Annotated in this window: 11 protein-coding genes; 7 read left to right on the forward strand and 4 right to left on the reverse strand. The window is 53.3% G+C overall.

The annotated features are described in order from the left end of the window. Positions 1 to 72 precede the first annotated feature (72 nt). Positions 73 to 969, reverse strand: a complete 897-nt coding sequence (locus tag AAAH10_RS15495; RefSeq protein WP_343565217.1) for a LysR family transcriptional regulator — start codon at positions 967 to 969, stop codon at positions 73 to 75. Between the two features lie 103 nt (positions 970 to 1,072). Here AAAH10_RS15495 and AAAH10_RS15500 point away from each other — a divergent pair, with 103 nt between their 5' ends. From AAAH10_RS15500 to AAAH10_RS15525, 6 genes are all read left to right on the forward strand, one after another. Then, positions 1,073 to 2,518: an aldehyde dehydrogenase family protein gene (locus AAAH10_RS15500; protein ID WP_343565218.1), complete on the forward strand. Its 1,446-nt coding sequence runs from the start codon at positions 1,073 to 1,075 to the stop codon at positions 2,516 to 2,518. Beyond that, a complete protein-coding gene (locus AAAH10_RS15505; protein ID WP_343565219.1) occupies positions 2,518 to 3,492 on the forward strand; it encodes a membrane dipeptidase in 975 nt (324 codons plus the stop codon). The genes AAAH10_RS15500 and AAAH10_RS15505 overlap by 1 nt, the downstream gene beginning before the upstream one ends. Before the next feature lie 8 nt (positions 3,493 to 3,500). After that, positions 3,501 to 5,177, forward strand: a complete 1,677-nt coding sequence (locus AAAH10_RS15510) for a hypothetical protein (RefSeq protein WP_343565220.1) — start codon at positions 3,501 to 3,503, stop codon at positions 5,175 to 5,177. Further along, positions 5,174 to 5,800 (forward strand): DUF3726 domain-containing protein, encoded by a 627-nt coding sequence (locus AAAH10_RS15515; protein WP_343565221.1) that lies wholly within the window; start codon positions 5,174 to 5,176, stop codon positions 5,798 to 5,800. The genes AAAH10_RS15510 and AAAH10_RS15515 overlap by 4 nt, the downstream gene beginning before the upstream one ends. Positions 5,801 to 5,811: 11 nt before the next feature. After that, positions 5,812 to 6,822, forward strand: coding sequence for an Ldh family oxidoreductase (locus tag AAAH10_RS15520; protein WP_343565222.1), 1,011 nt, complete (start codon positions 5,812 to 5,814; stop codon positions 6,820 to 6,822). An 81-nt stretch (positions 6,823 to 6,903) separates the two neighbouring features. Beyond that, a complete protein-coding gene (locus AAAH10_RS15525) occupies positions 6,904 to 8,736 on the forward strand; it encodes a BCCT family transporter (RefSeq protein ID WP_343565223.1) in 1,833 nt (610 codons plus the stop codon). Between the two features lie 80 nt (positions 8,737 to 8,816). On the opposite strand, the gene AAAH10_RS15530 is transcribed toward AAAH10_RS15525, so the two are convergent. Both AAAH10_RS15530 and AAAH10_RS15535 read right to left on the reverse strand, forming a co-directional pair. Beyond that, positions 8,817 to 9,782: a serine hydrolase domain-containing protein gene (locus AAAH10_RS15530; protein WP_343565225.1), complete on the reverse strand. Its 966-nt coding sequence runs from the start codon at positions 9,780 to 9,782 to the stop codon at positions 8,817 to 8,819. 107 nt (positions 9,783 to 9,889) lie between these two features. Next, on the reverse strand, positions 9,890 to 11,209 hold the full coding sequence (locus AAAH10_RS15535; protein ID WP_343565226.1) for a methyltransferase family protein: 1,320 nt from the start codon (positions 11,207 to 11,209) through the stop codon (positions 9,890 to 9,892). Between the two features lie 345 nt (positions 11,210 to 11,554). Here AAAH10_RS15535 and dsdA point away from each other — a divergent pair, with 345 nt between their 5' ends. Continuing rightward, positions 11,555 to 12,871, forward strand: a complete 1,317-nt coding sequence (gene dsdA, locus AAAH10_RS15540) for a D-serine ammonia-lyase (protein ID WP_343565227.1) — start codon at positions 11,555 to 11,557, stop codon at positions 12,869 to 12,871. Between the two features lie 36 nt (positions 12,872 to 12,907). Here the strand turns inward: dsdA and AAAH10_RS15545 are convergent. Beyond that, positions 12,908 to 13,731 (reverse strand): aminomethyl transferase family protein (locus AAAH10_RS15545; RefSeq protein WP_343565228.1); only part of this gene is annotated, 824 nt, incomplete at its 5' end.

The following is a 13,731-nucleotide window of genomic DNA, read 5'->3' on the forward strand; positions in this document are numbered from 1 at the left end:
GCAATTCAGTTTTGTAATTTTGTAAAAATTGTTGATTTTTAAATTGATAGACGAAAAAAATAAAGCATAAGATTAAGTTGAATTTGTGTGCGGGGTTTTGGTCAGCTTCTGTTGGAGGATGAAATTGCAGCACTCCTCGGTAATGTCCTTAAAGCGCGATCTTTCCCTGATATAGAGGTAGACTTCCCGTTTGTCAGGCAAGTCTGAAATGGGACGAAATGCCGTGGTTTCAGGAATGAAACGGGCAACCATTTGCGGGAGCACTGTCGTCCAGTTTCCGGTTCGAACCATCGTAATAAGGGAATGGGTGTTGTGGATCGTCACGTTCGCGTTTTCGATGATGTTCAGGAAATCGGGAGTTTTTATAAGATTGCAAAGGGCATTGCGCACAAAGCTTTCCGGGATAACGTCAGAAATTGATGGCAGCTCGCTTTGTGTTATCAGGGGATGACTGGCTGAACAGACAAGGCCAAAATGATCCTGAAACAGGGGAATGGTTCTGACCCCGTTCAGGGGATGACAACCGGAGGCAATACCAATGTCGGCCTTGCCCTCGGACAGTGCATCGAGCACCTGTTGCGTATCTGTGTCCCGAAGTTCGACTTTCAAACCCGGATAACTTTGCGTCATGTGCTCCAGAACAGACGGGAACAGAAGGGCGGCGACAGACGGGACCGAAACAATCCGGATAAAACCATGCCCTGCTTCGGCAGCAGCCTCTATATTCTGGATGGTTTGATCGAACTGCCTTACCTGTTTCAGGGCCAGTTCAAAGATCTGTTCACCCAGGGGCGAAAGCTGGTTTTTTCTTTCATGTTCGAAGAGCTTTTTGCCGAGATGGTTTTCCAGCTGTTTCAGTGTCATTGAAACGGCTGACTGTGTTCTGCCCAAACGGTCTGCAGCTTCCGCCAGATTGCCTGTCTGTGCGACGGTGCAAAAATATCGAAGCATTTCAATCTTGATGGCCATAATTTCAGTTTTTCTGAAGTTTGATTAAGTTAATTGAGTTTGACTGATGTTTAGCGGGAAGTCCATCCTGATCCAAACTCTATGACTGGATTTGGAGCCGATTGTGACCCAACTGAACCTTGTTGCCGGCGAGTGGCTGGCAGGTGAAAGCGAGATTGAGAACCGTAACCCTTCTGATCTGACCGATTTGATCGGTATGTTTGCCCAGGCATCCGCAGACCAGTTGGAAGCCACGCTGGATCAGGCTCGTGTGGCCCAGGCAGAGTGGGCAAATTATGGTCTGGAGCGCAAGCAGGCTGTTCTGATGAATATCGGTAACGAACTGATGTCCCGTGCAGAAGAGCTGGGTACGCTTCTTTCCCGGGAGGAAGGCAAACCGGTTGCCGAAGGCAAGGGCGAGGTTTACCGCGCGGGACAGTTTTTCACCTACTATGCTGCCGAATGCCTGCGTCAGATTGGCGAAAATGCGGACTCTGTCCGTGATGGTATTGAAATTGATGTTCGCCGCGAACCGGTTGGAACTGTGGCCATTATCAGCCCGTGGAACTTCCCGACTGCAACGGCGTCCTGGAAGATTGCTCCCGCGCTTTGCTATGGCAACGCGGTGGTCTGGAAACCTGCCAACATGACGCCGGCTTCTGCTGTTGCCCTGACAGAAATCATCAATCGTCAGGATATTCCGAAAGGTCTTTTCTCGCTGGTTATGGGGGCAGGGAGCACAATCGGTCAACGGCTTGTCGAGAGCCCGAAGGTCAATGCCATTTCCTTTACCGGTTCTGTTCCGGTTGGCAAGGGGATTGCGGCTTCTGCCATTCAGAACCTGACAAAGGTGCAGATGGAAATGGGCTCCAAGAATGCACTCGCTGTTATGGACGATGCGGATCTGGATCTCGCTGTTACGCTTGCACTGGGTGGAGCCTTCGGTGGTACAGGTCAAAAATGTACGGCCTCATCCCGTCTGGTTGTTCATGAAGCCGTACATGACAGTTTTGTCGAGAAGCTGATCAAGGGGACCAAGGCCATGAAAGTCGGCCATGCCCTTGAGGCCGGAACGCAGATTGGCCCTGTTGTCAGCAAGCAGCAGCTTCAGGAAAACCTGGCTTATGTCGAGCTTGGCAAATCGGAAGGCGCAGAACTGGCCTGCGGTGGTGTGCGTCTGGAAATGCCGCACGACGGTTTTTACATGTCTCCGGGGGTGTTTCTGAACACAAACAATGACATGCGCATCAATCGCGAGGAGATGTTTGCTCCTCTGACGTCGGTGATCAGGGTTGGCAGTTATGACGAGGCTCTGACTGTCGTGAATGACACCAACTTTGGCCTGACATCCGGTATCGTGACGCAAAGTCTGGCACGGGCCAATCATTTCCGGCGCAATGCACGGACAGGCGTTGTGACCATCAACCTGCCAACGGCCGGTACGGACTATCACGTCCCCTTCGGTGGTCGTGGTGACAGTTCCTACGGCCCGCGTGAGCAGGGCAAGGCTGCAGCAGAGTTCTACACCACAGTCAAAACAGCCTATATCAGCGCCGGAGTGCCGAAGTAATGCGTATTGATGGCCTGCAATATGCCAACTGGTCGGAAAGGATTTTCCGGCAGTTGAGAGAAGGGGGCGTGGATGCGATCCATGTCACCATCTCCTATCATGAGAACTTTCGGGAAACTGTTCTGAACTTCGAAAAGTGGAACCGCTGGTTCGAGCTTTATCCGGATCTGATCATGAAGGGGCAGTGGGCCAGCGATATTGACAGAGCTCGCGAAACAGGACGCACCGCTGTCTTCTTCGGGTTTCAGAATCCTTCGCCGATTGAGGACGATATCGGGCTGGTCGAGATTGTCCACACGCTTGGTGCCCGTTTCATGCAGCTGACCTACAACAACCAGTCCCTTCTGGCGACGGGATGTTACGAGACAGAGGACACCGGCATTACCCGGATGGGGCGACAGGTGATCAGGGAAATGAACCGCGTTGGCCTGGTCGTGGACATGAGCCATTCTGCGGATCGTTCCACGATTGAGGCGGCCGAGATTTCCGATCGTCCGATCGCAATAACCCATGCCAATCCCCATGCCTGGTCGCCTGCCTTGCGCAACAAGAGGGATGCCGTCATTCAGGCTGTTACAGAAAATGGCGGAATGCTCGGCTTTTCACTCTATCCGCACCATCTGAAGGACAAAACGGATTGCTCGCTGCAGAGCTTCTGCGAAATGATTGCCAGAACCGCAGAGAAATACGGCGTTGAGCATTTGGGCATTGGCTCCGATCTCTGTCAGGACCAGCCTGACAGCGTTGTCGAATGGATGCGTGTGGGGCGGTGGAGCAAGGAAATCGATTACGGTGAAGGTTCCGCAAGCAACCCAGGTTTTCCGCCAATGCCGGAATGGTTCCGTGACAATCGCGATTTCGGAAATATCGAAGACGGTCTCCGCTCTGTCGGGATGAGCAGGGATGAAGTTGCCGGAATTATGGGAGGCAACTGGTATCGCTTCTTTGATGAAAACTTTGGACCGCAGAAGTGATGAGTGCCATGACACGTCATATCGAACGCCGGGAGCCTGCAACTGTTATGAGATTGGGCAGGCTTGGTTCCCTGCATCAGTGCCGCCTGAGCTTTATGCGTGTGTTAACCCGTCGAATGGCTCGGGAAAAGTGGACCTTCAGCTGCAATGCCTTCGAGATCAGTGAAGAGGGGGTGGGGCATGCCGTTTACACGGCGCAGGGACCGGAAAGGGTCTATTCTCTTGTGGCCTTTGCCCATGACCTGCCACCGGAAAAAAGGTCTGACCGCGTGATTGCAGAAGCCTGGGATGCGACCTTTGCTCTCTTTGATGGCGTTCCGGCGCGGCAGGATATTGAAAGATTGTCTCGAAATGTCCCACTTCAGGAAGCGGGGCGTGTTCAGGAAACGGAACTGTCCCTTTCACGCGCCAACCGTTCGGTTCGGCTGTGGAAACATGTCGTTGACCGACTGGCCTGTGGGCAGCAACCAGACCCTGAACAGATTGCTTCTGTCGGCTATCTGATGCGAACCACAGCGGTTTATGGTTCCGGCAAGTTCGGAGCGGCTGACCGGGAGCTGATTGCCGATCGGGAAGAGCTGCAGGCCCCGTTTCAGGTGGAGATGCTGTCGGTTTATCTGACGCGATGCTTTGTGCGCGACCTTGTGGAATACATGGCAAGAATTCAGGGCGGAGAACAGGCTGTCAGGCTTGAACCTCAAATTGCCAGAAAACTCGGGATTGGCAATTCCACCGGATTGGGCATGGCTCCTTTTATCGTGAACCATCCGATCCTGTTCAACAACTGGATCATGGCACGGGAAGAAGCTCTTGCTGCTGTTCGTTCTGTTGAAACTGCAACAGGGGAGCAAATCGTTCTTTTCAGGGAGCTGTTCGAGCGCAGCAGGCATTCTGTTATGGCCTGGCATTCCGAACATCCTGTGCAGATCAGGAAGCTCCATGATCTGAAACGCGACATCGCACTTGTGTCCGAATATCTGGAACAAAACAGTCTGGAAACGGCCTTTCCCTGGGATCAGCTGATCCGCTGGACCTCTGAAGAACTCTCGGAAGAAGGGCAGGAACTGATCGTTTCTCTGGTGCTTGAACCTTATGGCGATCTTGTCGATGGCTATGCAGCCTGTATGGCTGACAGCAATTCAGAAGCCTTTGTGATTGACGGTTCCATGACGGTTGCAGAGCTCAGAACCCTCATTCAAAGCAATTTTGGCTGGGCTCTGGAACTGGACTGGAGTGCTGCTGAAAACTGTGCGCGTGCCTGGTATGTCTCCGAGGAAAAGCTGGAACCAAGGCTTGGCGAGAGATTTGAAGAACCCATTGCCGATTATGAGCAGCCCCTTGCGCCTGCGCGTGATGCAGCCATAGCCTATGCAGATTTGCGGGAGTGGGATGACAAGTGTTTGGTGGCAGAGTTTCTGCTGCAGAAGCCTGAACACAGGCATACGGTCCGTCGGGCCCGGATGATTCTGGATGCTCCCTATGGAGAGATCCGGGACAATACCATCAGTGCCTCGGTTCTTCCGATTGACATGCTCAGGGCGAAGTTGTCGTTTTTTGGTGCGACACATTTTGATCCGCGCTCGGATCGCTGGGTACGTATCTGTATGTATGCAGGTGCACCCTATCCCGAAGAACTGTCTGAAGACAATGCAGATCTCTGGGTTTATCCGGAGGTGCCGCAATGAGCTATTCCCTGAATGAAGTCGAGGCGACGGCAAAACGGGCTGCACGCGGGGCAGGTTATAGCTGGGGACTGTCAGAAGAGGCTGGCAAGGCAACACGCTGGCTTTGTGCACACGGGCTGGATGGAGTTGGCGCTCTGTGTGTCCTGCTGGAGCAGGGCCTTGCTGATGACTTGCTGCCGAACGCCCCGCAGGACTTGAGCAGCAATCGGAATAGTCAAAGGAAAATCTGTCCCTTGCTGGCCGGGGCTGCCCTGTCTGATTTTTCTGCACAGAGAGAGCTTCCGGTCTCAATGCAAAAGCTTGCTGTTCCAATGCTGATCCTTCCGTTTGTGGCCAGTGTTGCACGCAGGTTGCGTCTCTGTCTGGTTGTGAACTGCGGGGATGCTGTTTTTTCAACGGACGGGGTGCGCCTCCGGGCCGCCGGGGTGCTGCCTGAAAAGGCCGGGGAAGTGACCATCACGGCCGGTGATATCACAGGTGATGAAACTGCAATTTGTACAAGGGCATCTCCCAGTGCCGAAAGCTGGGATCTTCTGAACAGTTTTGCCCGGCGAACCTATGCGCCTGCGACGGAGGAATCCCGTCTGCGTGGTGCAGGAGCCGGGCTTTCCGACAATGATTAAGAGGCAATGCAATGATCGAAACCAGAACACTGACCCTGACTGAAATTGAAGACCTTTCATTTCAGGCACTTGTCGCCGCCGGAACTTCAGAGGAGAACGCCCGCCCGCTGGCACAGGCCACAGCAGCCACCGAGGCTGATGGTGTGGCCAGCCACGGCCTTGCCTACATTCCGATCTATTGTGAACATGTGCAGTGTGGCAAGGTTGACGGCAAGGCTGAGCCTGTCCTGTCTCAACCAAAACCGGGCGTGTTGAATGTGGATGCGGCAACGGGTTTTGCCCATGCTGCGATTGATCTTGGCTTTGAAAAGCTGATTCCTCTGGCCAGAGAGCAGGGCGTTGCCGTTCTGGCGATCAAAAACAGCTACAATTGCGGTGTTTTGGGCTATCACACCTACCGTCTGGCGCAGGCCGGGCTGGTCGGTCTCGGCTTTACCAATGCTCCGGCATCCATCGCACCGTCTGGCGGGGCAAAGCCTGTTGTGGGCACGAACCCCTTTTCCATTGCTGTTCCCGGCGATGATGGCCAACCGGCACTGCTGATTGACCAGAGTGCAAGCACAATCGCAAAAAGTGAAGTGATGAAGCATGCCCGTGAAGGGAAACCCATCCCGGTTGGCTGGGCACTTGATGCGGACGGAAATCCCACGACAGACCCAAATATAGGGCTGAAGGGCTCAATGGCTCCGTCCGGTGGGTACAAAGGTGTAGGCATTGCCTTGCTGACAGAGATTATGGCGGCGGCATTGACCGGTGCAACACTCGGCATTCATGCCTCGCCGTTTTCCGGTACGGCTGGCGGGCCGCCGAAAACAGGTCAGTTTTTCATTGCTGTTGATCCTGCTGCGACGGCAGGAGGCAACTTCTCTGATGGAATTCTTGCGCTGGTGGAGGCCATTCATTCTCAGGAAGGTGCACATCTTCCCGGTGATGGACGCCGTTCAAAACGCCTTCTTGCGCAAGGGAACGGCGTTGCTGTCAACACGGCAACGCTTGAAAAGATCGAAGCCATTCTGAAGTAAGGCTTCGCAATAAAAGCCGGAAAAACGTCAAAAAATCAAACCCGGCACTTAAGGTAACAGTTGAACAGGGAGTATGAACTCATGTCAATAAAGCAGCCCTTTACTGACTTGCAGATCCGTAAATCCGGAGGTGGATTTTACGAGGGGCACAGCGTTGAAATCGCTTTGCTCAGCAAGCTTATCATGGTCGCGCTGGTGTTGTGGGCACTGGTTTGGCCAGCGAATGCAAACGGTATTCTGGGGAGCCTGAACTGGCGGCTTCTGGAAGACTTCAATGCCTTCTATATCATCATTGTTGGCTTTTTTTCCTTTTTCCTGCTGGTCATCGCATTGCTTCCCCAAACCGGGAAACGGATCATGGGGCCTGCCGGTGAAAAGCCCGAGTTTTCGACCTTTTCGTGGTTCTCCATGATGTTTGGTGCAGGTCTTGGCGTGGGACTTATGGTTTTCGCGACAGCTGAGCCCCTGGGGCTTTGGGGGTCCAATCCCGAGGTCCTGGCCGGTGCTGTAACACCCAATACGGAAGAGGGTGTCCAGGCCGGTTATCGTTACACTTTCCTTCACTATGGTTTTCATGCCTGGTCGATCTACGTTGTGACAGGGCTGTCGCTTGCCTATTATGCCTATACACGTGGAATGCCCCTGACCATCAGAACGGCTCTGACGCCTTTGTTTGGTCCCCTGATGAATGGATTTCTGGGGCATGTTGTTGACGTACTGGGGGTGGTTGCCACCATTCTCGGCGTCTCTGTAACCATCGGTTTCGGGGTGTCCCAGTTTATTGACGGCCTCTATGCCATTACCTCCATGCAGTGGCTGATGGACCTGAATGGTGAAACACCTGCGCCGGGAACAGTCGGACTGATTGTTGGTCTGGTGGTGATCATGGGACTGTCTGTTGTCTCAGCGGTATCCGGTGTTGGCAAGGGCGTGAAATATCTGTCCAACCTGAATCTGGTGCTGTCGATCATTCTGCTTTTGACCTTTGTGATCTTCGGGTCATTCCTTTTTGCAATGACGACCTATGCCTCTTCTCTGGCGGATTACTTGTTCCACTATGTTTCTCTCAGCTTTGGCGCCTTTGGTCCCCAGTCGGCTGAAGCCTTTGCGGCTTCCCTGCCTGCTGAAGCGGCACCTTTTGCAGAGGCTCTGCGTGGTGGAGCAACAAATGCATGGGGATCCTTTGCAGGGTTCAAATCCGGTCTTGAAGGCGAGGCAGCCGCTTTGTCTGAAGATGTTCTGGTTGCGGCCTATGCTGCCGGTGAACCCGGTCGCCAGTTCGGCTGGCAGGCTGGCTGGACGACTTTCTATTGGGCCTGGTGGATTGCCTTTTCTCCCTTTGTCGGCCTGTTCCTGGCCCGCATCTCCAAGGGACGTTCGGTTCGTGAATTCATCATCGGTTGCGTTTTTGCACCTGCGCTGGTTTGCTTCGCCTGGATGACCATTCTTGGCGGGACCGCGATTGATCTGGAGCTGTCCGGCGCAGCTGAAGGTGCGATTATCGGAGCATCCAATACCGCGAAGCTCTTTGTAACCCTGGAGCAGATGCTGTCTGGCGGGTTCCTGTCTGTGATCACTGTGATGTGTGTGGTCCTGATCCTGACCTTCCTGGTGACATCCGCGGACTCCGGTATTCTGGTCATGAACACAATCATGTCCGGAGGGGAACAGCACACCGGGATCAAACACCGCATTGTCTGGGGTGTTATCCTGACACTGGTCATCGGCACACTGCTGATTGCCGGCAAGACGAACGGCGGAGCAGATCCGATGGAGGCTCTCAAGAGTGCCATGATCATTGGAGCCCTGCCGTTTACGATGGTCATGGGGCTGATGTGTGTTGCTCTGGCCAAAGCGCTTTATCGTGACGGATTAAGGGCAAAGGCTGCTGCTTCCACAGCACCGGCAGAATGATCCTTACCTTCAGGGCAGCTCTTGTGAGCTGCCCTTTTTCTTTGTCTGTAAATCCCGGGAAAACGGCTCTCGTGAAATCGTCAGGGGAGGAGAGGAAGCATCTGCTGATAAAACTCGGCAAAGGCCTGGTCGGGATTTCCGGGACGCCCCAGAAACAGGGCCAGAACAAGCGGACCGGAATGATCCCTGATCACAACGGTAAAGACATCCGGCATCGCTCCGAAATGTGTAAAAAGCTGTTCGTTGCCGTTTTTCCAGACACGCCACCCAAGCCCGTAGTAATTCCGGGATTGAGGGAAGGGAGGTGGAGTGGCAACAGCCGGGTTCAAGGCAGTCGATGCAAATTCCCAGTAGGATGATATGTCTGAAATCCAACCCCCTGCGGCAGAGATGACCTGTGGTCTGCTGACAAGCCAGTCGCGTTCCGGAAAGGAAAGGGTGTACTCGATTGTCTGGTTGTCAACCGACAGGGTAAAGGCTTTCGTTTCGGGAAGGTACTGTCTGACGGCCTGCTCATAAGGCAGACCGGTTGCTGTTTCGATGATTTTTTCCAGATAGCAGTATCCCAGATTGGAATAGGCATAGGCGGTCCCCGGAGAAAATTGCAGGGGAACTTCGCGCATGATCTGAAGTACGTCGGTACAGTTCTTGACGGGCTGCTTTGTGTGTTCGGTTCTGGAGGCCAGTTCTTCCTCTGTCATGAAAAAGGGGTCAAAACTTTCCTGCGTATCAAAACCGGCTGTGTGCTGCAGAAGCTGGCGGACAGTGATTTCGGACGCCTCGGTGGCAAGAGGCAACAGTTCGGACGGAAGAAGAGAGGCCAGAGGCGTGTCCGTTGACATTTTTCTTTCATCGAGAACTTTCAGAACCAGTGCTGCTGTAACCGGTTTTGAAAGGCTGGCAAGTTTGAATTTCAACTCGGAGCTTGCCGGGATTTCGTTTGCCTTGCCGTCATGACCGAAGCTGAACAGGGCAGGAGAGCTATTGTTTTGCTGACGATAGGCCACGACACCTGCTCTCAAACCGTGTTTGTCAGCGAAGTTCAACAGATTTTCTTGCAACTCTGCAGCGCTGTGTTTGCCTTGATAAAGAACGGTTGTCATTGCCAGACACAAAGTCAGAAACAGTATGATTGTGGTTGGCCGTTTCAGTGTCATTCAGCAGGGCGCCATTTTTTCAGGCGGGCAAAAAGGCCGTTTTCGCTGATCCATCCGGAGTAGGCCCGGTAATCCGGATCGGTCAGGAGATGTCTTTCCTCGGTCCTGGCCCGCGCAAAATAAATTGCATTCACAACGAGAAGCAAAAGGCTGTTCTGCAAGGCATCCAGAGGGCCTGACTGGGAGAGAAATGGCATGAAAATCATCCACCACAGCAGATTTTTGGACAGATAGGCCGGGTGACGGACAAAGCGGTAGGGGCCATTGGTCAGAATGCCCCTGTTGGTCAGATTTGAAAAGCGGATGCCAAAGGCGACCGTTGCCCATGCATAGATGAGTGCCAAAGCCAGAATGAGCGATCCCCAGATGGCCAGAATAACGGGTTCTCCGGCGAACCATTCAAGCCATTCCCGGGAACCGCTTTTGTAATCCAGGGGGCCGTTTGCAACCATGATGGCAAAGGGAGGATAGCAGATCAGGGCTGCAACCCAGGCCGACAGATGCGGATTGGCGGAACGAATATGTGAATCAAAGATCTTCAGTGTGAAAATGTACCCGATTGAGCCAAAGCAGACATCGACAAGAAAGGTGATCTTCAGGGTAATCAGAAAGAAAACAATCAGAGTGCTGTCAATGTCATCAAAGTGACTGTAGAGAACGCCTCCCAGTATTTTCGGGAAAATTGAAATCATGAAAGCGAGGAAAAAGGCTTTGACCAGCCATGACAGGCAGTGGTTTTTGATTTTTTCAGGGTCGACCGATTTGAAATCGCATAAAATCAGTTTTCCAAAGTGCCAGAGATCATCCTCGGGGTTCTGCATGTGTCGTGTTGTAAAGGCAATGTAGAGCGGAGAAACAATCCATATGGCAGGAGCAAGGACAGCAAGGATATGGAAATAGGCTGTAAAGTCCGGGTGCTGGTAATTTCTGAACACTGAATAGGCCAGGGCGATTACGGCAAAGGTCGCAGCAAGCCCAATCAGCTTGGTGAGTGTGACCGGGATGACCCTGCTCCAGGGATGGCAGAGTGAGTAATCAAGGGCAGAGTGTTTGTTCAGGTGGACCCTGTCGACAAGAAAGCTTGATACAATCATGGGCAAAGCAGTGCCGACAAGCAACATCAGCAGGGCCAGAGAAGGCTTTAATTCGAAGATATTGCAAAGATACAAGGAGGCAAAAAAGGCCATCAGGCCAATCAGGCCAGTCAATTCGCTTACAGCAGATCCGGGTCGCGCTGTTGCTGTTGAGCCCTTCGCGACCGGTTGCAGCAGCGTTTTTCCTTTGTTTTGCTGTTCTGAATGATGAAATACAGACATTTAAAGCTTCTCTTGATTGACGAGTTATCCCTTCCGGGGTGCCGGACTGTTTGATTTGCCGTTTTTATCAGGAAAAGATTAAGTGACCTGTAAGGATTACATTCGAGTAGATGTTTTTTTGTTTTTAATTTTAGCGATGTTTTCTGTTTTTACTGATTGTGTATGCAGGTTTTTTTGTGATCAGGAGGGTTAAAACCTCTTCGCGGGAGATTGCGCAAGATTGGTCTTGCACAAAACTCTGTCCCGTTCCGGATGCGATGCCGAACGGGTGAAAAGCGGCTTGGTTTTTTCCTGCAGGCGCGTTAAGGCTGCTTCATTTGATGATCAGGCACAAAGAACCAAACGATGGAAAAAAGATTGCAAGACAGGCTGCAGGCTCTTGAACCTGCTGTCTGGATCAATAACTCCCGGCAAGACAGCAGACCCGGTTCTGCAGAGACAGAACTGGCGTCTGGTGAAAAAGTGAGCCAGGCCATTGCCAACTGGTCTGCCATGGCCCCCTTGCTCGTGAAATGCTTTCCGGAACTTGAGGCCTCGGCAGGACGAGTTCGCTCAGCCTTGATTGAAGTGCCTGATCTCTGGAAAGCTCTTGGTCACCGGAACAGGGGGCGGGGTTTTATCAAGGGGGATCATGCGTTGCCGGTCGCAGGTTCAGTCAAGGCACGCGGAGGCATTTATGAAGTCTTCATGCACGGCCGCGCACTGGCACAGGAGCTGGGACTGGTTTCTGCTGCAGATGACTGGATCAGGCTGGCGACAAAAGAAATCCGGGATGTTTTTGGAAACTATACAGTTGCTGTAGGCTCAACGGGAAATCTGGGTCTGAGTGTCGGCATGGCTGCACGAGGGCTCGGGTTCCGCGCGGTTGTTCACATGTCCTCGGATGCCAAGCCATGGAAGGTCGAACGCTTGCGTCGCCATGGTGTTGAAGTGGTGCAGCATCAGGCTGATTACGGAACTGCTGTTGCTTCGGCGCGGGAGCAGGCTGACAATGACGAGACCATTTATTTTGTTGATGATGAACGCTCGGAACTGTTGTTTTACGGCTATTCCGCAGCCGCACTTGAATTGAAGGAACAGCTCAATCAGGGAGGAATTGCAGTTGATGCCGAGCACCCGCTTTTCCTTTATTTGCCATGCGGGATTGGCGGAGCACCCGGAGGGGTGACCTTTGGTGCCAGAAACCTTTTTGGAAATCATGTGCACTGTTTCTTTGTTGAACCTGTTCAGTCTCCTTGTGCCCTGGTGCAAATGGCTTCCGGTCTGGATCGCGTGCGGGATGTCTATGAACTGGGGCTGACCAACAGGACAGAGGCAGACGGCATGGCCGTTGCCGAGATGAGCCAGTTTGTCGCCGGGGTTATGGAGCCAATCCTGAGCGGTGTCTATACGGTCGCTGACGATGATCTCTTTCGCTGGCTCGCACTGGCCCGGGACTGTGAAAACCTGCAGCTTGAACCATCGGCTGCTTCGGCGATTGGCGGACCTGCTGCAATTGCCGGAACGCAGGAGGGGCAGGCTTACCTGAGAGAGCAGGGGATTTCTTCAGAAACGCTGACGAACGCCACCCATGTGATGTGGGCAACCGGCGGGCAGCTTGTGCCGGATGAAGAGTATCAGCTGTTCCTGAAAAGGGGGCGGGACCTTTTGGGGTCGTCATGAAAAAAAGGGGGATCGCAGTGATCCCCCCTTTTTGTCTCAGGCTCTCATGTTTGCGCCATTGGCGTCGTAGATTGGTGCGCCAAGCACCTCGGCTGTGCAGGTTTTTCCAAGGATTTCAACCCGCAGCTTTGTGCCCGCCTGGGCCTTGTCGATATCGACATAGCCCATGGCCATGGATTTTTGCACGTGGTGGGCATAGCCCCCGGAGGAAACATAGCCGATGGCTTCACCCCTGTCGTTCAGAATGGCTTCGTCGTTGGAGACGTCAATCCCCTCAACATCAATGACAAGGGTGACCAGTTTGCGTTTCGGGCCTTCCTCTCGCAGTTGCAGGGTGGCTTCCTTGCCGACGAAATCCTTCTTCCAGTTGATAAAGGCATCCATGCCGGACTCGACAGCATCAAAATCCGGGCGGAAATCCGTTGTCCAGACACCCCAGCTTTTCTCCAGACGCAGGGACATCAGGGCGCGGGCTCCATACCAGCGATAGCCGAGGTCTGCGCCATTGTCCTCAATGGCCTGGGCCAGGCGAAGCAGATATTGGGGCCTGCAATAGATCTCGAAGCCCAGTTCGCCGGAGAAGGAAATCCGGTTGAGAATAACCGGAACATCCCCGACAAAAGTCTGGCGGAGGTCCCTGAATCTGAAGGCTTCTGCCGAGACATCCTCACGGGTGATCCGCTGAAGGAGTTCGCGGGATCTGGGGCCAGAAAGCGCAATGCCGTGCCAGTCGTCACTGACATTTGTGTAGCTGACATCGGCAGGCAGGTCCTTTTCGAACCAGCGGCGGTGCGCCTCCTGCATGGCGCCGGAGCCAAAGAGCATGAAGTGATCGTCTGACAGACAGGCGACTGTCAGAT

Origin of the sequence: Carbonatibacter coralli, from assembly GCF_039592655.1 — a bacterium.
GTDB lineage: Bacteria > Pseudomonadota > Alphaproteobacteria > Kiloniellales > Kiloniellaceae > Carbonatibacter > Carbonatibacter coralli.